This is a genomic window from Arthrobacter sp. MYb213, assembly GCF_002979915.1.
Taxonomy (GTDB): domain Bacteria; phylum Actinomycetota; class Actinomycetes; order Actinomycetales; family Micrococcaceae; genus Glutamicibacter.
The window spans coordinates 193,601-216,961 of the sequence record NZ_PCQA01000005.1 but is presented as its reverse complement, the minus strand read 5'-3'; the positions used below and the strand labels follow the sequence as shown (position 1 = coordinate 216,961).

Here is a 23,361-nt window from a genome sequence, read left to right as displayed (position 1 = left end):
TTTGTTCAGCCCCCGACGTTGACCACAATGCCGTCACGTCCGGCATTTGCCGGTGGCATCGCAGCCCAAGCCAACGAACGATCCGAGCCGAAAATCAGCTGACCGATGTAGGCGTTGGCATCTGATGAGAAGATCACCGCTTGGGCATCTGCGCTGACATCCTTGGGTTTGAAGACCATGCTCTGCCCGGTCTTCACCGTAAGTTTGGTTGGTTTGGACAGCTTGCCATCCTTATCAACAACAACTGCCTCTACCGAAGCATCGGCCGAGGGAGCTGCAATACTAAATTCACCGGTACCGTTGGCCGAAATCGGCGCGACCTGCGTGCCAGCAAGTGGCATCGTGCTTGCTGCCCAAGCAGTATCCGAGGACTGCTTTGGATCTGCACCACGCACCATACGCACGCTGCTGGTCACCGGAGCATCGGCTTCCACGACCACCGAATACGCTCCAGCATCCAACCCGTTGAGGCTGATGATGCTAGTGGCATCGGAGGAGACAGCGAGGTTAGAACCTAGATCCGCGGCGACTTCACCGTCGGCACCTAAGATTTTCACCTTAAAGCCTGCGCCTTGTGCACCGGTGGCCGAGACGTGGAGCTGCGGAATAAGTTTCTTATCCCCTTTGCTCAGCTTGTCTCGGTCATTCTTGCTACCAATCCATACGCCGGGAATCACCTGGGTATTGGACGCCGAGGCATTCGCAGCCACCAAGTCAACGCCGGCCGGAGTCAAACCACGCAAGGCGGCTTGTTGTACCGACGCGGTAATCTTTCCGCCTAAGCTCGTGATATCAGCGGAGACCGAGTCGAGGTTCTGGGCGTAGCCGCCAAGCACTAGGGCCCGGGAAGTACCCGGAGCGAGCACCACATTTTGCAAGGTGGAGGTATCTATTAGGCCCTCTGGACCACGCAAATCTACGGAGACCTGCGCCGTCGTATGTGTGGGGTTTGACAGGTGCAGGACGCTAGTTGCCCCGGTCAGTGTCTGTAAGCCGGTGAAGCGCCAATTTGAGGCTGGTGCCTGACAGGTCGATGCTGCAAGCCCTGCTAAGTCTCCGTCTTTGGCAAGGAAGCTACGCATCGCGCTGCCCCAGGAAGGCAGTTCGCCCAATGGCTGAAGTGCGAATACTTGAGCCTTGTCTCGGCCATTGGAAGTATCCACTTTTCCAATACGACCGGTGAGGCCTTGCTCGTCGGCTCCCAATGACTTGCTAGCTTCTTCTTCGGCGATCCGCTTGGTCAGATCATTTGCTTCTGAGCTTCCGAGGTCACTGAGCGTGGCTCCAGGAATTCGCTTGCCTAAATCAGAGACCACGGCCGCACGGATATTGCTTGAAATTTTCTTCGCGCCGGCAGCGAACTGTGGATCGGTGCCATCGACACCCTTCAACAGCTGTGGCGTGGCGGAACAAACTGCTTGGGCATCTCCGGCCGGGAGGCTGGTGACCGCGGCAGGCAGTGCAGTTTGAGCTGGTTGCGGGGCAAGAACCGAACCGGCAGCGACTACTGCTCCGGCAGCTACGACGGCTACCACTCCGAGCAATACAGCGCCGGTACGGCGGCGCACCACGGCTGTTTCTTGATCCTTACGCGCAGCCTTGGTGGCTCGGGCTAACTTACGGCGTCGACGGTTCGCAGTAGCGTCCGTGGCGTCCGGGGCATCCGTGGCGGTTGGTCCCGCTGCGCTTGGTACGGCGCCGGTAGCCACCGCTACAGGCTCAGCCTTGTGTTCGCCTGTAGGTTCAGATTTAGTAGCCGCGGTAGACACCGCATCGGTCTTAGGCCGGGAGTTGTTCCGGTCCTTGGCCTCTGCCTTGACTGTGGCCTTGGCTTCAGCCGCTGCCTTGGCGTCAGCTTTGGCTGAAGCCTTGGCCGCGGCCTTAGCCTCTGCCGCAGCTTCTTTCTCTGCCTTGGCCTCAGCACGCAGATCCGACTTGCTCTTCGCACGACCATCCGCACTAGCAGGTTCTTTAGCTGCAGCAGCGGGCGGTGTCTGGGCAGCTACCGGTTGCGGCGCAGGTTTCTCAGGCTCCGTAACGGAGCCCGTTCCTGGCTTGGCAGCTTCGGGCTCTACCTTGTTCTCAGCCGAGGAAGTGCCCGGCTCCGATTCCGGTTTGGCAGCATGGGAGCCATGAGGTGCAGGCTGGTTTGGTGCATCATCGGCAGCAGGGGTCTTCTCGTCACTCACTACTTTTTCTCCTGCTCGGTGTCGGTGTCCGAAATACGGTCACCGAGCTTCGGGGTCAAGTTTTCTCGGATCTCGTGATCCCGTTCGCGTGCTTCGCGACGACTTAACGGTGTAGAGCTGGTTGCAGGTTCAGTCTCTGGCTCAACGTCAACCGTGTCTGCGGGCTGCTCGGCTAGTAGTTCGTTATCGTCCACCGGTTCTTCGGCGGCACGGAAACGATACTCGGTGTTGCGGTAGCTTGCCAGACGTCGGGTACTAGGTACCGGTATCGCCAGCAAGACGGCAACTAGCAACACTAATCCGCCAAGGATCAGCAGCGGCAGAGCCAATGGTTCATCATGGGTCAACGTCAGCTTTCCACCCTCGGCAGGGACCTCGTAGGCCTGAGCCCAGCGGGAATCCGAGTCCTGAGGGTAAGCGACCGAACGCAGCGGCGTACCATCGATACTCGCTCGTAATTTAGGATCTTGAGCGGTGGACAAGACCAGGGTTCGAGCAGCATCTGCCGCCGGAATTTCAAGATTCTGAATCTTCCCACGCTGTGTTGGCACTACCTGTACCCGGTCAGATTCATCGATTAAGCGAGCGAAACCTGCTCCGGTATTCTGAGCCGAATCCTGGTAATTCACTCGCCATAACCAACCATTATCGGTCTGTCCTACGGCGGCTAATCCAGTTGCAGCATCCAACACTCGGACACTAGCGGAAACGGATTCTCCGGTTTCGTTGAGCACCACAAATCCAACGCCCAGATCCCGCAATGCTTCACGTGAGTCCAAGGCGGATTCGGAGAGCAACATCGCCGCTGCTTCGCGCTGCAGGTTGTTGGTGACCGACTGCTCGTTACGCGCTGGTTTCAGCAGCGAACCGGTCAGCTGAGCTACCTGCGAGGAACGGGACATCGAGTCCAGTGTTTCCCCGGCACCCGAGAGCAATACGCTATCGATTTCTCCCGAGGAACGAGGAGTCAGTACCAAGGTACGCTCTGCGGTTTCGGAGCGTCCCGCGTCAGCTGCGGTGGCAGGAATCGTGCGTTCTTGTGAAGCCGCGACTCGTTGCTGGGCAGTCAGCGCGGTCAGCTCGCCATCCGGATTTTGCGAATTTAATTGCGCAGCTAGACCCACCGACCCGGCGGCCAGCAAACTCACAACGCTCAACGCACTCATCAGGCTCAGCGCACCACGATTAGCCGGACGGCGCAGGGCACGTGGCTGATCCTCATGTCGCAGAGCCGCTAGTGCGTTGGCCGCGGCGGCAAGCATCGCGAAGATCGCGAAGGAAACGAACGGTGCGGTGTAGGCGCTGACGGTAGTTGAGGAGTCCAATGAGACCGGGATGAACCCAATCCCCCATCCTGCAACCAATGACAACGCGGCTGCCCAAATGAGTTTGCGCGAGTTTCGGCGCATGGTGGCATCGAGGCTGAAAGCAGATCCAAGTGCACCCAAGACCGCCAAAATTACCAGCGGTGCACCCACCAAAAGTGCAGCGACAAGGGCCCATGGACCGGCCGGTAAAATTCCCCAACCCAGCGGGCTAAGCATCGCATCAAAAGCTTCAGGGAAACCTAGAACCATCTGCCACAGCGGTGCCGGGTCAAATGCCAGAGACGCTCCGGGTTCGGTGAACAATAGCCGAGGATTTCCCAACGCTTCAAAGAGTAACGGCAGGTTCCACACCACTGCTGGCAGCGGAATCCACCACAGGGTGCGTGAGCGGCGTGGAGCGGAAATTGCCAAGATGTATACGAGCACCAGAAGCGTGAGGAAGAACGGCATTGATCCGGTCGAAATAACCCACATGATCAATGCTGCGCACGCTGAAGCGGTCCACGCGGACGTTTTACGCTGTCCGGCAGTAGCTGCAGGCTTACCTTCCGGAAGTACCTGATCGTTGAGCGCACGAAGCATCGCCAGGAAGAACAGTGGCAACATTACGTGGATCAAAACCGAGCCCACGCGGCCTGAAGCTAACGCCGAGAACAGCGCTGGTTGCAGGGCCCAGATGACGGCTGCAAAAAAACGTACGGCTCGTGAACGGCTAACGACACCTACGCCCCACCAGGCGCTCAACGCAGCCAATGGCATGGCTGCGATAAACAAGATCACGAGGCCTTGGTTGGCGTGGTTGAAGCTCACGACGGAAAGTAACCAGTAAACAATGTCGGTGTTATCCGGTGCGGCGCTCAGGCCGGTGCCCACATTCTGCCACCACGATGTGGCGTTGGCGCCGATCTCTCCAAGTGAGCGCGATAGTGGGCGGATAGCCCCGCCACTAAGTGCGCTAGCACCGATCACCGTGCGCCACGCAATCAGGGAGGTCGCCGTGGTGATCAACAGGGCAAGAATCAGTGAAAGTACCGCGGTAGTTCGTGGCGGACGGGCAATACGAACGAAGTCCGAGAAGTTCTCGCCACTGGGTTCCACCATCCCTTCGGCCCCGGAGCCATCACCAAATACCTGTGAGTCATCCTGACCGCTTGAAATGTTGCGACGGTATTCGCGGACCTCAGCATTTGAGGTCATCAACTTGCGCACCTGACGGCGCGGAACCTGACGAGTTTCCTTGACCTGACGCCTCGACGCACCCAACTTCACCGGAGAGAACAAGCCTTTAAGCGTGGCAGCTAAATGACTGAATCCGTGTCCCGGGTCTTTGGCTAGCAAGGCCAAAAGGAAATGCCCAATACCGCCAAAGAGAATCCCTAACCAGATAAATGGCAGCCCTAATGGGGAGGCAAACTTAAGACGCTGGAACACCTCGGCACGACGTGCCTCACCTGGTCCGGCCAGGGAATCGACCACATCAACCTGATGATAAATTTTTGCGGCTGGAACCACGACTACGCGGTGTCCAGCAAGTCGGTTACGCCAGCACAGATCCACATCATCGCCGCGGCCAGGAAGAGCTGGGTCAAAACCACCGAGCTCTTCGAAAACCTCGCGGCGAATGAACATTCCGGCCGAGGACACCGCGAAGTAGTCGCTACGTCCGTCGTACTGGCCTTGATCAACCTCGTCCATGTCGATCATCGTCAGGCGTTGTGCCTTACGGTCAACACTGAGTCCAACCTCGGCCAAGCGGCGTGGGTTGTCGATGTCTAAAATCTTGCAACCAGCGATACTTACGGATTCGGAGGCTTCAACCGTGCGCGTGAGATGTTCTAACGCATCGGGAGCCGGCATCGAATCATCATGGATAATCCATATCCACTCATCGCGATCGGTGCGTGCTTCGGGCAGTGCATCCACTGCTTCTTGAACCGAAAGCCCCAATGATCCGGCGGGAGCCGAAAGCAATGTGGCATTCGAAGGAAGATTTGCCTTTAATACCTGATGTGACGCGTCTTGTGAGGACGCATCCACCCCGAGGTACCGTTCAATCGGCCGCGACTGATTTCGCAGTGCAGCTAAAGTTCGTGGTAAAAAGTCAGCGCCATCGTGCGCAGCAACGATGGCGGTGACGTGAATTGGCGGTCGAATTAGATTGCTCGTTTCCGTAGTCGGCGGCGTTCGCGCTCGGAGAGCCCTCCCCAGATGCCAAAGCGCTCGTCGTTGCTCAACGCGTATTCCAGACATTCTGAACGTACAACACAGGCCCCGCAGACACGCTTAGCGTCGCGGGTTGAACCGCCCTTTTCTGGGAAAAATGCTTCGGGGTCAGTTTGTGCACATAGGGCACGGGCCTGCCAACCCAGCTCACCTTCGTCGACTTCTCCGCCGACGCCGAGCCATACCGCCTTGATACTTTCGCGGACCTGCTCGTCTTCATCCAGCTCAGGAGCCCACGAACCGGCACTCGAGCCACCCTCGGTCTCTGCCGGCGCATGCTCGCGGAGGAAGTCCTCCGCAGCGGTCTCCAAATCTGTGGCTACCGCTACCCGTGCGGATTCCCCAGCCTGTGGATCGACAAACCAATCCGACGGTGCACCCTCAACCCCGTATTGGGCGGATGCTACTGCCGATGTCGAAAAATCGGAGTACCTCTGCTCCAGCTTCGTCATGGTGATGTTGACCTTTCGCTTGGTTTGAGAAGATCGAGCCATCAATGCTCCCGATCCATACGTCTCTCTTTATTCCATCGAAGTAGTGAAATGATGGACGAGCCGAACTCACCATCTAATTACAGCCGTGTAACTCGGTCATAGTCAAGCGGGGAGGTTATTCTATGGAGGGTTCACAGCAAACTCCCGGCACAACACGCCACGAAAAGTCACCAATGAATCCGGCGAGTCGCAACTTCCGCGAATTGTCGGTAAATTCTCAGTAAATAAATTAAGGTGGAAAATGCCGTTCAACACCGCTACCGGAACCTTCGCTGAAGGCCTACTGGCGCCGCGTCGCTCCGACGCTACACCGTGGCTCACCTGGTACTCACAATCCGGGGAGCGAATCGAGCTTTCGGGCAAGGTCTTTGACAATTGGGTTGCCAAAAGTGCGAACCTACTCGTCGAATGTTTCGATCTTGAAGAAGGGTCCCTCGTCGTTGTAGATTTGCCGTCTCATTGGAAATCACTGGTGCTCGGCCTAGCCGCACTGCATCACGGGGCGACGCTACTGGATGCCGGCGATGCTCAGGCTACCAACGCCGCCTTGTGGATCACCCAAGAGCCGAAGGATCAGCGCATTCCCGGGTCATCCGAGATTCTTGCGGTTAATCCCGCCGCCATGGCGCTGTCATTTGGTGCCGACCTAGGTCCGGTCGCCGAGGATTACAACGCAAATGTGCGCACGTACGGGGATCAGTTTTATCCCTCCGCAGTCTCGGGGGAAACTATCGCGTTGCGCAATAGTGCAGGCAATAATCTGTCTTTAGCGGAGCTTTTTGCGCCCGAGGTCAGCCCGTTGGGCAACATCTTGGTTCACGCAGATATCCCAGTGCTGCAACTTTTGCCCTATGCGGTCGCCCAGTGGAAGGCCGGAGACTCCATTGTGCTTGTTGAAGCGCAGATGGACGTCAGTGACCGGCTTCGGCAAGGCGAGAAGATCAGTCACGACTACGCACCTGCTGTTTAGCTTTTGGCGGTAGGAATGGTGCCGGTATCCGGAGTAACGCTCTGGGTATCGGCTCCGTTTTCACGCAGGCTCAGCAGTTCATGGTCGTGGGCGAATTCTGCGTCTTGATCCATTTCTGCGCCGAAGACCCAGAAACGGTAGGCGAAGAACCGGAAGATGGTTCCCAACACCAGACCAACCACGGAACCGGCAATAAAGACGCTGGTCGGATCCGTCATATTTAGTACGTATTTGGTGAACCAAACACAGGCTGCGGCGATACCCAAACCGATGGCATTCATGATCAGGAACATCACCAGTTCACGGGCCACATTGGCTTGGCGACGGTGACGGAACGTCCAGTAGCGGTTGGCCACCCAGGAGAATAGTGTGGCTACGATGCCGGCTATGATCTTTGCTTTGACCTGTGAATCGCTCATTGGGCCATGAAGCAACCAGACATAAATTCCAGAGTCAATGATGAACGCGATTCCGCCGACAACGCCGAACTTTGCCACTTCGCGCCACAGCATCGAAATCAGTCCGGTTAGTTTTTGTGTAATGCGCTCGAACATTTTCCTCCAGACAAATCAACGTGGTTCGCGTGTCGATGTAGACATCGATACGACCACAAGATCGTCAGAATCTTGGGAAGTTCAGTTCCCTAGGTCAGTGGTTTGGTGGTGCCCTTTAACGCCAAGGCGAAGGAACACTAGCTGCCTATTTTATCCGCATTTCCTGACAAAACCCCGGATTTCGTGAGTAATCAGTCAACGCGAAGACGGGAAGCTGGAACTCTTTCGCTAACCTAGGAGAGTGAGCTTCCCTAAAATTGGTGTGATTGGTGGCGGGCAATTAGCCCGAATGATGGCCCCTGAGGCCCTAAACCTCGGATTTGAACTGCATGTTCTCGCCGAAGGTCCGGACGTATCGGCGGCACGTTGCGTGCCTGATGCGCCCGTTGGCGACTACAAAGACTTGGACACCCTGCGGGCTTTTGCCCAGGGTAAAGATGTCGTGACCTTTGATCATGAGCATGTTCCTAATGAGTTCCTCACCACACTTATCAATGAGGGAGTCAACGTCCAGCCACGTCCCGAGGCTCTGATCCACGCCCAGGACAAGCTGGTGATGCGTGCGGCAATCGAAAAGCTTGGACTGCCCAATCCTGCGTGGGCGAAGGTAGAGAATATAACCGAGCTAATTGCCTTCGGCGAAGACACCGGATGGCCGATTGTGCTCAAGACCCCACGCGGCGGTTACGACGGCAAGGGCGTACGCATGCTTGATAATGCGGAACAGGCCAAAGACTGCGAAGACTGGTTCGCGCACGGCGCTCTATTGGCCGAAGACAAGGTGGACTTCACCCGCGAACTGTCAGCCATGGTGGCACGTACTCCCTCAGGCGAAACCAAAGCCTGGCCGGTAGTCCACACCATTCAGGTGGCAGGCGTCTGCGACGAAGTCATTGCCCCCGCCCAAGACATCTCCGATGAAACTGCGGCTACTGCCTCACAGGCTGCCATTCGTATCGCCGAAGAATTCGGCGTCACCGGCGTCATGGCCGCAGAGCTCTTCGAAACTCCCGGACAGGGGGCCGGCTTCGTGATTAACGAGTTGGCCATGCGCCCACACAACACCGGGCACTGGACCATGAACGGTTCTGTCACCAGCCAATTTGAACAGCACCTGCGCGCGGTATTGGATTTGCCATTGGGCGATACCCGGGAGCTTGGGCTCACCGTAATGAAGAATTTCTTGGGTGGAGCAAATCAAGATCTCTTCTCTGCCTACCAAGCCGCGTTGGCTGCCGCACCAGAAGTCAAAGTTCACAGCTACGGCAAATCGGTGCGCCCTGGACGCAAAATCGGACATGTCAATGTCGTTGCTGCGCAAGGGCAAAGCGTCGCCGAGCTACGCGAACGCGCCGATGCAGTGGCCAGCTTAATCCGCGACGGCATCTGCGAAACCGTTTAGGCTTTTACCTAGGCTCACTAACCTGAGCCACAATTTTCAAGGATTAAGATTCTAATGACTCAAGCACCACTAGTCGGACTCGTTATGGGCTCAGACTCGGACTGGCCCGTCATGCGCCTAGCCGCCGAAGCGCTCACCGAGTTCGGTATCCCCTTCGAAGCTGACGTTGTCTCGGCACACCGCATGCCCACCGAAATGATCGAGTACGGTCAGCAGGCGCACGCCCGCGGTTTGCGCGTCATCATCGCCGGCGCCGGCGGCGCCGCGCACCTGCCGGGCATGCTCGCATCGGTCACACCACTTCCGGTGGTTGGGGTTCCGGTACCATTAGCCAAGCTTGATGGAATGGATTCATTACTCTCTATCGTGCAGATGCCCGCCGGCGTTCCGGTGGCTACCGTCTCCATCGGTGGTGCCCGCAATGCTGGCCTGTTAGCTGTGCGTATGCTGGCATCGGGAACCGATGAGCTTGCTAAGTCGTTACAGGTTAAGTTGCTAGCCTTTGCAGACTCGCTTCGCGAATCTGCCTATGCCAAGGGCGCCGCGTTGCGTGCCGAGGTTGCCAACGAGAACTTCTCTTCCTAAGGAAAGTCACTAAGTACATGGGTTCTGCCAATCACCGCGCTCCAAGTCCGCTTCGGAACCCGGAGAGTATTTCGTCTCCGGCCCGGAGCAAACGCGCCCTAATTCTGGTCGTTCTGACCATAATTTTCCCGGGTAGCGCTCAGCTCATTGCAGGCAACCGTAAGCTGGGACGGATCGCGGTCACTGTCACCATGCTGTGCTGGGCAGTGCTGATCTTGCTCGCAGCCCTGTACTTTATCAACCGCTCAATCATCCTTGGCTGGGTGGCACATCCTAACTTCCAGCTGTTTTTGATCGTCGCACTGTCGGTGCTCGCGGTCGGCTGGCTGATCATGTTCATCAATACGCTGTTCATCATCAGGCCAGGTATGTTGGCTCCCGGGATGCGCGCAATCGTTTCGGTTTTCACGCTAGCGGCGGTCGTCGCCACCAGCGGTATTTTCGTTTACGGCGCCACCATTTTGAATACCGGTCGCGAGACCATCGTTAAGGTCTTTGACGAAGGTCCTGCCTTTGACCCAGTTGATGGTCGTTACAACATTGCGGTGCTCGGCGCAGACTCTGGCTCAAACCGTGATGGCGTGCGTACCGACTCCATTGCTTTGCTTTCGGTAGACGCTAAAACCGGTAAATCGCTGATGATCTCCGTTCCGCGTAACTTCCAGAAGGCCCGCTTCGCCAAGGGCACCCCGATGGCTGCGGTTTATCCCGACGGTTACGATTGCGGCGACGAATGCTTGTTCAACGCCATTTACCGTGATGCGGTCGATAACCATGCGGACGCATTCCCTGACTCAGTAAAAAATGTGGGAGCTCAGGCCGTCATGGATGCGCTGTCCGGAACCACCGATCTTCAGGTTCAGGGCTACGTCATGGTTGACATGGCCGGCTTCGCCAACTTCGTTGATGCCTTAGGTGGGGTCACCATTGATTCCGGTGGTTGGGTCCCATACAACGGCAAGAAGTGGGAAAACTCGCTGGTCAATACCCACTGGTTTGCGCCAGGCGTACAGACCTTCAACGGCAAGGACGCGCTCTGGTTTGCTCGTTCGCGTGATTTCACCGATGATTACCACCGCATCAAACGTCAGCAGTGCCTACAGCAGGCAATCATTAAGCAGTTCACCCCACAGACCATCCTGACGAATTTCAGCAGCATCATGCAGGCCGGCGAACAGCTAGTTGAAACGAACATCCCTGCTAGCCAGCTCAGTTCCTTCGTTTCGGTGGCAGACAAGGTGGCTGGTACACCATTTAGCCGCCTGACCTTGGGCGCTCCAGACTTTGAACGTTCGTTCTCCACCTACCCGAACTTCGACCAGATTCATGATCGAATCAACGGAATCATCGAAAAGCAGAACGCACCGAAGAAGCCTAAGGAATCCAAGAAGTCCGAGGCACCGAAAAAATCTAAGGACTCCACCGAGGCTAGTAGCTCCGCAGAAGCTCCACAGGATGCAACGGACATCAACGATGCACCGAAGCTTTCCAACGGTGATGAGGTGCCAATGACCAAGCGTGATGGCTCCCCCATTGATGAGCAGTACCTGGTTGAGCTTGAAATGATTGGTCAGAATTCGCGTCTGGCTCAGATTGCCGCAAACAACGACGAATGCTCGGTTCCATAAAGAGCCTTCACGGTTACGCCACGGTTACGACCCCCCGACCGTTTTGAAACCATGATCGTTAGTGAAAGTTAAGGGTACAAAACGTGTTTGAGTTGAAAAATTCCATTAGGGACTACCACTGGGGTTCAACACAAGAGATCACTGAATTGTTGGGACAACCGGCAATCATCAGCCCTCAAGCGGAGTTATGGCTCGGGGCCCATCCAGGGTGTCCGAGCACGGTGCTGGGCAGCGGACAGCCCCTGCACGAGGCCATCGCAGCAGATCCAGAGCGAACGCTCGGGGAAGATGTCTTTGCACGTTACGGCCGGTTGCCGTTCTTGTTCAAGGTGCTCTCTGCTTCTCAACCGTTGTCGATTCAAGTCCACCCGACCCTAGACCAAGCTCGTGCACGTTTCGCCAAGGAAGAAGCAGCAGGCCTCGCCCGCGATGCGGCGAATCGAAACTACAAAGACGACAACCATAAACCGGAAATGCTTTACGCACTCACCGATTTTGTGGCGTTATCAGGCTTCCGTCTTCCACAAGACATCGTTGCTGATTTACGTCTTTTCCTACCCCGGCTTTCTACCAACGACACAAAACTGGTCAACGAACTGATTCACTTGCTCGAGGGTGCCGAACCGCTGGGGCCCACGCTGAGCTACGTGCTTGCCGGTGGGCGCCCAATCAGCGATCTCGTGCTCAACCTATGCGGAGCGATCTCCGCGGATCCAACGCTGCAAGTGAACCTCCAGCTTGCCGAGCTGGTCAGGATCAACGAAATCTATCCAGGCGACGCGGGTGTCTTGGTGGCACTGCTACTGAACCTGGTGTTCTTGAAGCCTGGCGAGGCGATCAGCCTCGGCGCCGGTAACGTACACGCTTACCTGCGCGGGCTTGGTATCGAGGTCATGGCGAATTCAGACAACGTGCTTCGCGGCGGGCTGACCAGCAAGCATATCGATGTTCCCGAACTACTGGAGATCTCCATCGCTGAGCCCACCGCAGCTCCGCTGTTGGCAGGCCAGAAGGTTTCAGATCATTCGCAGCTGTTCCAACCAAACTTTGACGAATTCCAATTGCAGGTCACCCAGACCGACCAAGCACAAGTTCGTACCGAGTTGCAGTTGCACGGTGCTGCGGTGGTGCTCTGCACCGCTGGGGAGTTCACCTTGGAATCTGCCACACAGACCCTGCAGCTGTCCCGCGGTGAGTCGGCATTCATCACCGCAGAGGATCTGCCGGTAAACGCTATTTCTCGTAGCTCCGAACCAGCCACGCTTTTTGCCGCCAGCGCACAGGAAAAATCGAACTAATCAGTCATTAAACAATTCAAGCCGCTGGCTTCCCCGGAAGGGGAAACCAGCGGCTTGAATGCTTAACGTGTTTTTAGCGGGTGTAAGCTTCCCACTTGTCCTGCTGGTGCTCACCATCAACAAAGCGGATGGTGCCAGACTTGGCACGAGTCACGATCGACTGGGTGTGGATGCGACCGTTCTTGTAACGCACTCCGCGCAACAGGTCACCATCGGTGATACCGGTGGCTGCGAAGTAGCAGTTGTCGGAAGTGACCAGATCGTTGGTGGTCAACACGCGGCCCAGTTCGTGGCCGGCGTCGATCGCCTTCTGCTTCTCGTCATCATCGGTTGGCCACAGACGGCCCTGAATCACGCCGCCCATGGCCTTGATTGCACAGGCGGTGACGATACCCTCAGGGGTGCCGCCGATACCCATCAACGCGTCAACGCCGGTACCTTCACGGGTTGCCGCGATGGCGCCTGCAACGTCGCCGTCCATCAAAAGCTTGGTGCGTGCGCCGGCGGCACGAATTTCTTCGATAAGTCCGGCATGGCGTGGGCGGTCCAGCAAGGTGACGGTGATCTGGCTGATCTTCTTGCCCTTGGCCTTAGCGATCAGGTGCAAGTTCTGCTTGACCGGCAAACGCAGGTCAACTAGGTCGGCCGCTTCGGGGCCGGTTACGAGCTTTTCCATGTAGAACACGGCCGAAGGATCAAACATCGAACCGCGGTCGGCCACAGCCAGCACCGACAGGGCGTTGTTCAGACCAAGTGCGGTCAAACGAGTGCCATCGATGGGGTCAACTGCAACATCGCATTCTGCTCCGGAGCCGTTGCCAACCTGTTCGCCGTTGAACAGCATCGGGGCTTCGTCTTTTTCGCCTTCGCCGATTACCACGACGCCGTTGAAGTTCACTGTGGACAGTAGGCCACGCATGGCATCTACTGCCGCGCCATCGGCGGCATTCTTGTCACCGAATCCAACCCACGGGGATGAAGCGATGGCTGCAGCTTCAGTCGCGCGCACCAGCTCCAGTGCGAGGTTACGGTCCGGTTCCGCGTCGGTTACCGACAGTCGTGGAGATAGGTGGGCATAATTGTTGTCTTCGGTCACGAAAGATCCCATCACTGAGTCGTAGTCATTGCGCCTATGCAAACACCTCCATCATATCCCCATCGTTTTTCTGCTTGTAGTTCATGTCGCTTAAACTGTTCAAGCGTCAACGTGTGATTGGGCACCTCGGTTCGATTTGCACAGGAACTTCGGGGAGAATGGGAAATGTGCAGCCAGAGAATACTTCCCAGAATGATGCCCCGGTAGGCGAACAGCCGGTACGTCGTGATTTGAACGACCCCGAAGCGACCTTTGAGGATCTGCCGTTCACGCCCCTGCTGACCGAGAAGCAGTCAAAGCGTGCAAACCAGACTTTTAAGGGAATGATCTTATCGGTGGGCTTCACCATCGCGGTGATCATTCCGTTGTTGCTACTGAATCCGGCTAATAAGGAAGAATCCTTTCAGCATCCGGTAGATTTGCAGGCTGTAGCCAACGAGGTATCGGGCATCGCCGACTTTGAAGTCTTTGCGCCGCAGGTTTCCGGCGATGAATACGCAAACTTCGCTCGCTGGAAGAGCAACCAGATCCAAGACGTCTCTTACTGGGAATTCGGTTTGGTGATGGATGAGACAAACTTCGTTTATGTCCGTCAAAGCGCAGATGCGAACCCCACATGGATCGCATTGGTAACCGACAACGCGGTTCCAAGTGATGAACGAGTCATTAACGGGCACAAATGGGAAGTTCGCAAGAAGGACCAAACCGTTTACATGATTTCCACTTTCAAGGAATCAACGCTGATTATTTCCAGCGATACCGGCGAAGAAGAACTGATGACCATCGTTCAGGCCGCCGAAGCTCAGGGTCTGTAATTTTTGCCTTGACGATGTCATTAGGTGGAAAGAACACCTTGGCATCGGCGTAGAATTCGAACTATGGAATCTGAACACGGCAAATCGGCACTAACCCCACAGCAGGCTTGGGAAAAGCTGACCAATGGTAACCAGCGATTCATCCTTGGCAACACTCAACACCCCAACCAGGATGGCGCTCGGCGCGAGTCCTTGGTCGCCGGCCAGGAACCATTTGCAGTAATTTTCGGTTGCTCCGATTCACGCCTTGCAGCAGAAATCATTTTTGATGTGGGCTTGGGAGATGTCTTCGTGGTGCGTACCGCCGGTCACGTGCTTGATCCCGCCAGCTTGGGATCTTTGGAATTCGCCGTTGATATCCTCAACATTCCGCTGATCGTAATTCTGGGTCATGACAGCTGTGGCGCGGTCACCGCAGCCATCGATGCCAAAGAGTCAGGCGACATGCCTAAGGGCTTCGTGCGCGACCTCGTGGAGCACATCATCCCGTCGGTATTCGCCGCGGAGCGAGCAAATATTACCGACGTAAATGGCACCGTGGTCGAACACGTCAAACAGACCACCTCACGTCTGGTAGATCTTTCGAGCATCATCGAAACCGCTATTGCTGAGGGACGAACCGCAGTAGCAGGCGTGGCCTACAAGCTTGCCGAAGGTGAAGCTCAGCTAGTTTCAAACATGGGACTTGAGTAAAGCTCAAGCCAAGCAGTAAGTGGTCCGCGGTTCACCCGCGGACCACTTTTGTTTAACTCTCATTTTATTCCCAATTTCTCTTACCTCACTAGTGGTTGTGATGTTTGAGGCAGATCCCTTTTGGACATTGCGTTCCAGGCGTAGGGTGAGCCACATGAGCAACAACAACGAATTCCGCATCGAACACGACACTATGGGCGAAGTCCGGGTACCGGCACAAGCTCTCTACCGGGCACAGACCCAACGCGCCGTGGAGAACTTCCCGATCTCTGGGAAAAAACTCGAACCGGCCCACATCAAGGCGCTGGCTCAGGTCAAAAAGGCTGCTGCGCGCGCCAACGCTGCGTTGGGCGTTTTAGATGCCGAACGTGCAGAGGCAATCGTGGCCGCGGCCGACTTAGTGGCCAGCGGAGACTTTGACGAACATTTCCCCATCGATGTTTTTCAAACCGGGTCGGGCACCAGCTCGAATATGAACACCAACGAGGTACTCGCCGAATTAGCTACCCGTGCCTTGAAAGAGGCAGGCAGCTCGACCGAGGTTCATCCCAACGATCATGTGAACGCCTCACAGTCTTCAAATGATGTTTTCCCAACCTCCGTACACGTAGCGGCCACCAATGCGCTGGTTAACGAGCTTATTCCAGCCCTGGAATCACTGGCGATCTCACTTGAATCCAAGAAGGCGGAGTTCAAGGACGTGGTGAAGTCCGGGCGCACACACCTGATGGATGCAACCCCGGTGACCCTCGGACAGGAATTCGGTGGCTACGCAGCACAGATCCGTTACGGTGTGGAACGAATTGAATCCGCACTTCCCCGGGTAGCTGAGGTCCCACTCGGTGGCACCGCCGTCGGAACCGGGATCAACACCCCCGAAGGTTTCCCAGCTCAAGTTCTAGAGTTCCTGCGCGAAGACACCGGTTTGCAGATCACCGAGGCACGCAACCACTTTGAAGCTCAGGCGAACCGTGACGGTCTGGTTGAAGCTTCCGCTGCGCTGCGGACCATTGCGATCTCGATCATCAAAATTGCCAACGATCTTCGTTGGATGGGTTCGGGCCCCAATACCGGCCTAGGCGAGATCTCCATCCCGGACCTCCAGCCTGGTTCTTCCATCATGCCGGGTAAGGTCAACCCGGTCATCTCCGAGGCTGCCATTCAGGTTGCCGCTCAGGTGATCGGCAACGACACCACCATCGCGTGGGCAGGAACCAATGGGGCCTTCGAGCTGAACGTGGGCATCCCGGTGATGGCCTCCAACCTGCTCGAATCCATTCGACTGCTCTCAAATGTTTCGCGCGTGATGGCAGAGAAAATGATCGATGGGATTACCGCGAATGTGGAACGTGCTCGTTTCCTCGCCGAAGCCTCACCATCCATCGTGACTCCGCTAAACAAGCTCATCGGCTATGAGAACGCCGCGAAGATTGCCAAGAAGGCCGTGGCCGAGGGCCTGACGGTGCGTGAAGCGACCATTGCTTTAGGCTTCGTAGAACGCGGCGAAGTCACCGAAGCACAGCTTGATGAGCTGCTAGACGTTTCGACAATGACCGGGAAGTACTAAACCGTATTCCGGATTACCGAAGAGACTAGAAATTGCTATGAGCCGGCCACCCTGGGAATTCTTCGGGTGGCCGGCTTGCTGCGTTGCTCAACTACGTAGACTTAGAGATCGATCCAATATCTTCGAACGGGCGCAACGGAACCAAATTGGGCGGCGAGCTGGGCCACTGGGAGAATCTTTTCGAGCTGTCCCCCGCAGGCCTCAATCGTTTTTGCTGAACCAATATTTGAATCGTCACAGGTGAGCAGCACTCTTTGCATCCCGCGAGCTCTAGCCACGTCAAGTATTGCCATTAAAGCCTTTGCGGCAAGACCTTCCCCACGGGCACTTGGTCGAATTCCATATCCAATATGCCCGCCGACAACTTGAAGAAAATCGTTGATCAGCGCATAACGCAGGCTCACCGCGCCGAGGTATTCTTCGTCCCGTTCCAGCCATAGCGTGCACTGATTGACGAATCCTGCCGGTGGCTGATTCTGTGTCTCGGCAAGGTCGTTGAGCAAATCCACCCAGCGTGAGAAATCGTTGGGATTTTTCAGGTCCCAATCGTTTTTATCTGCCAAGAAGACCGAAGCGCCCTGTTGGTCCGCGCCATCCCATTCTTCCGTGTTGCGAAGCCATGATTCATGCAGGTGAGCGCTGGGTGGGAGCAGTCGTAACGAGGTCATAGATCACAGCCTATTACGAGGCAGTACGCTCGCGCGCGTTCAGCTATCCAGCTGAGATTGTGTTCCCGCTAACTTAATTTGCACTTAGGCGCAGACAAGTGCAAAACTGCATCTTGTGAATAATAGTGCAATTACCGGTGCTGTCCCGGATATCGCTCCCGCCGGGCTCAGTGCGCGCATGCAAAAAACACGCCTGTCGATCACCCGACATGCCCGCGAACTAACTGCCGAACACGGCTTTGCCGGGTTCACCGTCGACCAGCTCTGCGCTGGGGTGGGCATCTCACGGCGCACTTTTTTCAATTACTTCGCTGCAAAAATCGACGCGGTTTTCGGTCACGACGATGACGGGATCCCAGCCGACGCGTTAGACCGGTTCATTGCCTCGCGTCCGGCCGGAATCCAAGGGATCTCCCCTACCCTGCAGGCAGATCTTGTCGCCTTGTTCATCGAACTGCTCAACCGAGATGAACAGGCCATCGGTAGCACCCAAGGATTCTTCGCCGCGGTACACCGTGAACCCGAACTCTTAGAGCGAATGGTCAAGGTCGGCCCCGAACGCCAAGCCGAATTCATGAAACTCATCGCTCAACGCGAAGGCGTTGAGGCTACGCACCCGGGGCTTGAACTATTGGTTCATTCCCTGCAGTTCGCCGCGTTCAAAGCCGTCGATCGTTATTTGGCCGCCGACAGCGGACGTTCGTTGACTGAGGAATATCTCGAGGTGCTCACCATGGCACACGAAATCTACCGCCAACCGCTCACCCTTCCCGCACCGAGCGCCACCGCGCTCGACTCCCAAATCTCGCAAGGATCCCACGCATGACTTCAACCACCGAATCCCGGAAATCCCCGGAATCGGCTCCGTTGCTCCTGACGCAACGAAGGATTTGGATCATCTTCTCCGCGCTTATCGCCGGAATGATGCTTTCCTCCTTAGACCAGACCATTGTGTCCACCGCAATGCCAACCATCGTTGGACAGCTTGGCGGCGTCGAACACCAGGCCTGGATCACCACCGCCTACCTGCTGGCCACCACCATTGTGATGCCGATTTATGGCAAGTTCGGTGACGTCCTTGGCCGTCGCAACCTCTTCCTCATTGCCATCGCGCTGTTCACCTTAGCTTCCGTAGGCGCAGCCTTCGCCGGAACCTTCTGGACCTTCGTCTTCTTCCGTGCAATGCAGGGTCTGGGCGGCGGTGGCCTGATGATCCTCTCGCAGGCAATCATTGCCGACATCGTCCCGGCATCCCAGCGCGGCAAGTACATGGGCCCACTGGGTGCTATTTTTGGTCTCTCGGCGGTTGCCGGTCCGTTGCTCGGCGGATTCTTTGTAGACCATTTGACCTGGCAGTGGGCTTTCTACATCAACATCCCTATCGGCATCGGCGCGTTCTTGATTGCTTGGTTTGCGCTGACCATCCCGAATAAGAAGTCCACCAAGAAAATCGACATTCTTGGTGTGCTGTTGCTGTCGATCGCAACGACCTGCCTGATCTTCTTCACCGACTTTGGTGGGTCGAAAAACCACGGCTGGACTGCGTTGGAAACCTGGGGTTGGGGCCTTGGAATGCTGACTGCGGCGGTGCTCTTCGTCATCGTTGAAGCCCGCGCCGAAGACCCAATCATCCCGCTGTCACTGTTCAAAAACCGTATCTTCATCAACGCTACGGCGATCGGCTTTACGCTGGGTCTGGGCATGTTTGCGGCAATCGCCTTCGTGCCAACCTTCTTGCAGATGTCCTCCGGGACCTCGGCGGCAGTATCTGGTCTGTTAATGGTTCCAATGATGGTGGGCATGATGGGTACCAGCATTTGGTCCGGTATCGCCATCACCAAATCTGGCAAATATAAGGGCTACCCGATTGCCGGCGCCCTAGTCACCGCCCTGGCAATGCTCGCATTCACCACTTTGAGCGCCAGCACCCCGTTGTGGCTTATCTGCGTGTACCTGTTTGTCTTTGGCACAGGTCTTGGCCTGATCATGCAGGTAGTAGTGCTTGTGGTGCAGAACGCGGTAGATCCGGTAATGGTTGGTACGGCCACGTCGACGAATAACTACTTCCGTGAAGTGGGCGCATCCTTGGGTGTGGCAATCTTCGGTGCAATGTTCACCAATAGACTCTCGGAGAATCTCACCGAGGTCTTCACTGCCTCCGGCGCGAGCGCGTCCGATGCCGGCAACGCAACGGCAACCTTGGACCCGCAGACCTTGGCCCAGCTTCCTGAGCAGCTTCGTGATGGTATTGTCACCGCTTACGCCGACTCGTTGGCTCCGGTGTTCTGGTACCTGATTCCGTTCATTCTTCTAGCCTTCGTCCTGGCACTGTTCCTCAAGCAGGTTCCACTCTCGGATACCGCCGGTATGGTGGCCCGCGGTGAGGCCATCGGTGGCCTAGAAGCCAAGGAACTTGAAGAGGCCGAACGCGCTGCCAAACATGGTGGTGGAGTTCTGCTTACCGATCATGGTTCACCAGCTAGCGACTCTTTGATGGAGCATCCCAAGGAGTAGTTAGCCTCCAGCGCTTCATCGCCCCGTACGAGCGTCGCTCTCCCCCGAAAATTTTGGGTGGGTGCGAACCGCTTCGTGCGGGGCGTTGTCATTTGTCTCAGGCGAAGTACCCTCCGGGCTTCGGGTTCAGTGCCCAGTCGATGGCTCGCTCATGGAGCGGAGGCAGGCTCGGGCGGTCAGAAAGTTCAAAATAGCCGACCTCTAAATTCTCGTCATCGTTGATTCGTGCTTCGCCGCCCAAATGTATGGCACGAAATACGATATCTAAATACTGCGCGTGGTCACCATTTGGATAGGTCGCTGGGGCGGTCACTCCAACACCTAATAAATGCGTCAGCTCGCAGTGCACCCCGGTCTCCTCCAACACTTCACGGACCGCGGTATGCGATGCTTCATCACCTGGTTCAATGATTCCCGCGGGCAAGGTCCACAGCCCGTTGTCCACCCTGCGCACCAGCAAGACCTGAGATCCGTGAAAAACGACGACCTTCACTCCGCTCAGCCAGAGCAGATCATGTCCAATACGAGTGCGCAGATCGGTGATGAATTCCGGAGTTGTCATGGCCCTATGGTGTCATAAGCAAAGCTAGTGCTGCACCTAGGATCATGAACGGGCCAAAGGCCACCGCGGACTTTGCGTTCAGTTTGCCAGCGATCATCCCACTCAGCACCACTAGGCTAGCCAGCACAAACGCGAACACGCTGGCCAAGAAGAGAGCCGATAAGGAAAAGTAGCCCACGTTCAGGCCCAGCACTATCGCAAGCTTTACGTCTCCCATGCCCATGGCTCCACGCGAAATCAGTGCGAGTATCAGATACGCCCCACCCAAAATGAGCGCGCCCAGCCCGGCATTGAGCAACGGGAGGAAGTCCGCGCGCACTATGCTCAGCCCGAGCAGAACCAGCGCACTAATAACTGCCCAGCGAAGTAATAACCTGTTCGGTAGCCGATGCTCTTTGATATCTGTCATCGACAGAAGCACTCCGAAACTAAGGAAACTCGCGCAGAACAGCACCAGGAGCAGAGCGGTCCACGAAGATTCTTGCCAGAGCGTGATCATGTTTAGAGCATAGGGCTAGTACCCCAAGTGCTCTAGTGTCAGGTGCTGGGTTGTGAATAACGCGGGTGCTTCTACACTGGAAATATGATCACGTCAGCTTCCGAGCAGTTATTTCCCGATCACCCGGCACCTGATTCTGCCGCCCGGCGACGTTTCCGTGCGCTGGCTCGCTCCGCACCATGGTTGAGTACTTCTCTGCGTCTGGAACTTAACGTTCCTGAACACCTGACCCAAGCGGGTCTACACGGTACCTTGGGGCTAATACTGCGCGGGCGGGAAGCGATCGCGATCAGCAACCATGAAGATACCCTCTGCTATCAACGTGAACTTTTTACTGCAGACCGAGGTCAAGACTATGTGGCAGCCACCAGCTCTTCTTGGTCCTTACCGGCCTCGCTCACCTCCCCGGTTTATACCGAAGACCATCTCATTGCCAGACGTCCGCACATCGACGGCTATCAAGATTTATTACCCTTAGATTTTTTGGCGTCCGTACTGGATCCCTATGAGCTGGCGGGCACCGAGCCGGCTTCCTTGGATCTAGCTTTTGAACATCCCACCTACATTCATGAGCTCGCCGCGACGCGTAGCTCGCACGGACGCGCGCAACTTTCGGCGGTGCTCACCGCCGGGCATAATTACCATCCAAGTAGCCCGGTGTTCGCTTTAGTTCCGGCCGGGTCTCGAACATTAATCGTGCTGGATCTTGAGACCGGAATATGCGTTGAACGCAGGATTCTGGGCAGCAGCGAGGCCCCGCTAAGCATCACGGTGTTGGCGAAAAATGAGTACTATATCGATTCTCTGTTCACCAGCCCCACCCCGACGATGACAGATGTGCGCGCACACATCCCGTGGACGGTGCGCGCCACATCTTAGGTCAGCGGACCATCCAGCATTTCGGTGACCAGCGCGGCGATAGCCGAGCGTTCCGAACGCATCAGGGTCACGTGCCCGAAGAGGCTATGGCCTTTAAGTTGCTCAACCACGGCAGAGACCCCATCGTGTCGTCCAACATGTAGGTTATCTCGCTGTGCCACGTCATGGGTGAGCACTACCTTTGAGTTCTGCCCGATCCGTGAAAGGACCGTAAGCAGTACATTACGTTCCAACGACTGGGCCTCATCAACAATCACAAAAGAATCGTGCAAGGAGCGTCCCCGAATGTGGGTCAGCGGCAACACTTCGAGCATGCCGCGTTCGACTACCTCATCGATGACGTTCTTAGACACGATGGATCCGAGAGTGTCGAAGACCGCTTGGGCCCAGGGCCCCATTTTCTCCCCTTCGGAACCGGGCAAATAACCAAGCTCCTGGCCACCGACCGCGTAGAGCGGGCGGAACACCGTGATCTTTCGGTGTTCGCGGCGTTCAAGCACCGCTTCCATCCCGGCGCATAAGGCAAGCGCTGATTTTCCTGTACCTGCGCTACCACCCATCGATACGATTCCCACGTTGGGATCCAACAAGAGGTCCAGTGCAATACGTTGCTCGGCGCTTCGTCCATGCAGACCGAAAGCCTGCTGGTCACCACGGACCAGCTTGACGGTGTCAGCCGTGACCTTGCGCGCTAGCGCGCTTCCCCTGGGCGAGGTAATGACAAAGCCGGTATTGATCGGGCTCTGGTTGGCTTCGGGGAGATTGATCAGCTTTTCGGACTCATAGAGCGTAGCCATGCTCGCTTCGTCTAGCTCCAATGATTGAACCCCGCTCCATCCGGTGGAGGCAATCAATTCATTACGATAAACCTCGGCATGGATACCAATGGCGGAGGCCTTGATGCGCATGGGCAAGTCCTTGGTCACCAAGGCCACGTCTTGGCCCTCATCAAGCAGGTGCTTAGCCACCGCAAGAATACGGGTGTCATTTTCTGCCGAGCGCATTCCCACGGGCAGCACATCGGAGGCGATGTTGTTCAGCTCAATGCGCAGGGTGCCTCCGGCGTCGGACACCGGGACAGGCTGGGATAGTCCGCCGTGGCTGGAGATCAGTTCATCGAGCAAGCGCAATGCTTGTCGCGCAAAAAAGCCCAGATCCGGATCTTTGCGCTTATGTTCCAGCTCGGTAATGACTGTCAACGGGATCACCACATGGTGCTCCTCGAAGTGGAACATCGCTTTCGGGTCCGACAACAACACCGAAGTGTCAATGACGTATGTGCGGACGGCCGAGTTGGTAGTTCGGGTCATAACAGCGCACCCATTCTCGAATCCGGCGTGGGGATACTCCCCACGCTTTAGTGGGAAGCTCCACCACCGGATGCCAAGGGTGAACCA

Annotated in this window: 20 protein-coding genes; 11 read left to right on the top strand and 9 right to left on the bottom strand. The window is 56.4% G+C overall.

Going from position 1 to position 23,361, the window contains the following annotated elements:
• Positions 1-5: 5 nt before the first annotated feature.
• The 3 genes from CQ011_RS13415 to CQ011_RS18080 are packed head-to-tail and all read right to left on the bottom strand — an operon-like array spanning position 6 to position 6,192.
• Entirely contained in the window at positions 6-2,189 is a 2,184-nt protein-coding gene (locus CQ011_RS13415) for a DUF5719 family protein (protein WP_105678219.1), read from the bottom strand.
• The gene (locus CQ011_RS13410) at positions 2,189-5,767 is read right to left on the bottom strand and encodes a glycosyltransferase (protein WP_105678218.1); all 3,579 of its coding nucleotides are present in this window, start codon (positions 5,765-5,767) and stop codon (positions 2,189-2,191) included. The genes CQ011_RS13415 and CQ011_RS13410 overlap by 1 nt, the downstream gene beginning before the upstream one ends.
• Complete coding sequence (locus CQ011_RS18080; protein WP_096256780.1) at positions 5,671-6,192, bottom strand: WhiB family transcriptional regulator; 522 nt, start codon at positions 6,190-6,192, stop codon at positions 5,671-5,673. Before CQ011_RS18080 ends, CQ011_RS13410 begins: the two co-directional genes overlap by 97 nt.
• 283 nt (positions 6,193-6,475) lie before the next feature.
• Here CQ011_RS18080 and CQ011_RS13400 point away from each other — a divergent pair, with 283 nt between their 5' ends.
• Positions 6,476-7,204 carry a TIGR03089 family protein gene (locus tag CQ011_RS13400; RefSeq protein WP_105678217.1) on the top strand — a complete coding sequence of 243 codons (729 nt, stop codon included), beginning with the start codon at positions 6,476-6,478 and terminating at the stop codon, positions 7,202-7,204.
• On the opposite strand, the gene CQ011_RS13395 is transcribed toward CQ011_RS13400, so the two are convergent.
• Entirely contained in the window at positions 7,201-7,758 is a 558-nt protein-coding gene (locus CQ011_RS13395) for a GtrA family protein (protein ID WP_105678216.1), read from the bottom strand. The two genes, CQ011_RS13400 and CQ011_RS13395, sit on opposite strands and share 4 nt — an antisense overlap.
• 241 nt (positions 7,759-7,999) lie before the next feature.
• On the opposite strand from CQ011_RS13395, the gene CQ011_RS13390 reads away from it, so the two are divergent.
• The 4 genes from CQ011_RS13390 (at position 8,000) to manA (ending at position 12,671) form a co-directional block, all read left to right on the top strand.
• Positions 8,000-9,160 carry a 5-(carboxyamino)imidazole ribonucleotide synthase gene (locus CQ011_RS13390; protein ID WP_105678215.1) on the top strand — a complete coding sequence of 387 codons (1,161 nt, stop codon included), beginning with the start codon at positions 8,000-8,002 and terminating at the stop codon, positions 9,158-9,160.
• A gap of 54 nt (positions 9,161-9,214) precedes the next feature.
• Entirely contained in the window at positions 9,215-9,745 is a 531-nt protein-coding gene (purE, locus tag CQ011_RS13385; RefSeq protein ID WP_096256589.1) for a 5-(carboxyamino)imidazole ribonucleotide mutase, read from the top strand.
• A gap of 17 nt (positions 9,746-9,762) precedes the next feature.
• On the top strand, positions 9,763-11,373 hold the full coding sequence (locus tag CQ011_RS13380) for an LCP family protein (RefSeq protein WP_105678214.1): 1,611 nt from the start codon (positions 9,763-9,765) through the stop codon (positions 11,371-11,373).
• 83 nt (positions 11,374-11,456) lie between these two features.
• The gene (manA, locus tag CQ011_RS13375) at positions 11,457-12,671 is read left to right on the top strand and encodes a mannose-6-phosphate isomerase, class I (RefSeq protein ID WP_105678213.1); all 1,215 of its coding nucleotides are present in this window, start codon (positions 11,457-11,459) and stop codon (positions 12,669-12,671) included.
• Between the two features lie 73 nt (positions 12,672-12,744).
• Here manA and glpX read toward each other — a convergent pair whose 3' ends face one another.
• Positions 12,745-13,779, bottom strand: a complete 1,035-nt coding sequence (gene glpX, locus CQ011_RS13370; RefSeq protein WP_096256586.1) for a class II fructose-bisphosphatase — start codon at positions 13,777-13,779, stop codon at positions 12,745-12,747.
• Positions 13,780-13,925: 146 nt separating this feature from the next.
• Between glpX and CQ011_RS13365 the strand changes: the two genes are divergently transcribed.
• The 3 genes from CQ011_RS13365 (at position 13,926) to CQ011_RS13355 (ending at position 16,842) form a co-directional block, all read left to right on the top strand.
• Complete coding sequence (locus CQ011_RS13365) at positions 13,926-14,582, top strand: DUF4245 domain-containing protein (protein WP_181148122.1); 657 nt, start codon at positions 13,926-13,928, stop codon at positions 14,580-14,582.
• Positions 14,583-14,645: 63 nt separating this feature from the next.
• Complete coding sequence (locus CQ011_RS13360; protein ID WP_105678211.1) at positions 14,646-15,275, top strand: carbonic anhydrase; 630 nt, start codon at positions 14,646-14,648, stop codon at positions 15,273-15,275.
• Positions 15,276-15,429: 154 nt separating this feature from the next.
• A complete protein-coding gene (locus tag CQ011_RS13355; RefSeq protein ID WP_105678210.1) occupies positions 15,430-16,842 on the top strand; it encodes a class II fumarate hydratase in 1,413 nt (470 codons plus the stop codon).
• Between the two features lie 101 nt (positions 16,843-16,943).
• Here CQ011_RS13355 and CQ011_RS13350 read toward each other — a convergent pair whose 3' ends face one another.
• Positions 16,944-17,510, bottom strand: a complete 567-nt coding sequence (locus CQ011_RS13350) for a GNAT family N-acetyltransferase (protein ID WP_105678209.1) — start codon at positions 17,508-17,510, stop codon at positions 16,944-16,946.
• A gap of 115 nt (positions 17,511-17,625) precedes the next feature.
• Between CQ011_RS13350 and CQ011_RS13345 the strand changes: the two genes are divergently transcribed.
• Entirely contained in the window at positions 17,626-18,336 is a 711-nt protein-coding gene (locus CQ011_RS13345; protein ID WP_286161196.1) for a TetR/AcrR family transcriptional regulator, read from the top strand.
• Positions 18,333-20,024: an MDR family MFS transporter gene (locus tag CQ011_RS13340; protein ID WP_105678208.1), complete on the top strand. Its 1,692-nt coding sequence runs from the start codon at positions 18,333-18,335 to the stop codon at positions 20,022-20,024. The genes CQ011_RS13345 and CQ011_RS13340 overlap by 4 nt, the downstream gene beginning before the upstream one ends.
• A gap of 97 nt (positions 20,025-20,121) precedes the next feature.
• On the opposite strand, the gene CQ011_RS13335 is transcribed toward CQ011_RS13340, so the two are convergent.
• The gene (locus CQ011_RS13335; protein WP_105678207.1) at positions 20,122-20,586 is read right to left on the bottom strand and encodes an NUDIX hydrolase; all 465 of its coding nucleotides are present in this window, start codon (positions 20,584-20,586) and stop codon (positions 20,122-20,124) included.
• 4 nt (positions 20,587-20,590) lie between these two features.
• Positions 20,591-21,085, bottom strand: coding sequence for a prepilin peptidase (locus tag CQ011_RS13330; RefSeq protein ID WP_105678206.1), 495 nt, complete (start codon positions 21,083-21,085; stop codon positions 20,591-20,593).
• An 84-nt stretch (positions 21,086-21,169) separates the two neighbouring features.
• Here CQ011_RS13330 and CQ011_RS13325 point away from each other — a divergent pair, with 84 nt between their 5' ends.
• Positions 21,170-21,964, top strand: coding sequence for a hypothetical protein (locus CQ011_RS13325; protein WP_105678205.1), 795 nt, complete (start codon positions 21,170-21,172; stop codon positions 21,962-21,964).
• Here the strand turns inward: CQ011_RS13325 and phoH2 are convergent.
• Positions 21,961-23,274, bottom strand: coding sequence for an RNA 5'-3' helicase PhoH2 (gene phoH2 / locus CQ011_RS13320; protein ID WP_105678204.1), 1,314 nt, complete (start codon positions 23,272-23,274; stop codon positions 21,961-21,963). The genes CQ011_RS13325 and phoH2 overlap by 4 nt on opposite strands.
• Positions 23,275-23,361 lie beyond the last annotated feature (87 nt).

Coding starts and splice junctions, on each gene's coding strand:
- CQ011_RS13410 (WP_105678218.1), bottom strand. CDS start 5,767: ATGTCTGGAATACGCGTTGAGCAACGACGAGCGCTTTGGCATCTGGGG.
- CQ011_RS18080 (WP_096256780.1), bottom strand. CDS start 6,192: ATGACGAAGCTGGAGCAGAGGTACTCCGATTTTTCGACATCGGCAGTA.
- CQ011_RS13400 (WP_105678217.1), top strand. CDS start 6,476: ATGCCGTTCAACACCGCTACCGGAACCTTCGCTGAAGGCCTACTGGCG.
- CQ011_RS13395 (WP_105678216.1), bottom strand. CDS start 7,758: ATGTTCGAGCGCATTACACAAAAACTAACCGGACTGATTTCGATGCTG.
- purE (WP_096256589.1), top strand. CDS start 9,215: ATGACTCAAGCACCACTAGTCGGACTCGTTATGGGCTCAGACTCGGAC.
- CQ011_RS13380 (WP_105678214.1), top strand. CDS start 9,763: ATGGGTTCTGCCAATCACCGCGCTCCAAGTCCGCTTCGGAACCCGGAG.
- glpX (WP_096256586.1), bottom strand. CDS start 13,779: ATGGGATCTTTCGTGACCGAAGACAACAATTATGCCCACCTATCTCCA.
- CQ011_RS13365 (WP_181148122.1), top strand. CDS start 13,926: ATGGGAAATGTGCAGCCAGAGAATACTTCCCAGAATGATGCCCCGGTA.
- CQ011_RS13360 (WP_105678211.1), top strand. CDS start 14,646: ATGGAATCTGAACACGGCAAATCGGCACTAACCCCACAGCAGGCTTGG.
- CQ011_RS13355 (WP_105678210.1), top strand. CDS start 15,430: ATGAGCAACAACAACGAATTCCGCATCGAACACGACACTATGGGCGAA.
- CQ011_RS13350 (WP_105678209.1), bottom strand. CDS start 17,510: ATGACCTCGTTACGACTGCTCCCACCCAGCGCTCACCTGCATGAATCA.
- CQ011_RS13340 (WP_105678208.1), top strand. CDS start 18,333: ATGACTTCAACCACCGAATCCCGGAAATCCCCGGAATCGGCTCCGTTG.
- CQ011_RS13335 (WP_105678207.1), bottom strand. CDS start 20,586: ATGACAACTCCGGAATTCATCACCGATCTGCGCACTCGTATTGGACAT.
- CQ011_RS13330 (WP_105678206.1), bottom strand. CDS start 21,085: ATGATCACGCTCTGGCAAGAATCTTCGTGGACCGCTCTGCTCCTGGTG.
- CQ011_RS13325 (WP_105678205.1), top strand. CDS start 21,170: ATGATCACGTCAGCTTCCGAGCAGTTATTTCCCGATCACCCGGCACCT.
- phoH2 (WP_105678204.1), bottom strand. CDS start 23,274: ATGACCCGAACTACCAACTCGGCCGTCCGCACATACGTCATTGACACT.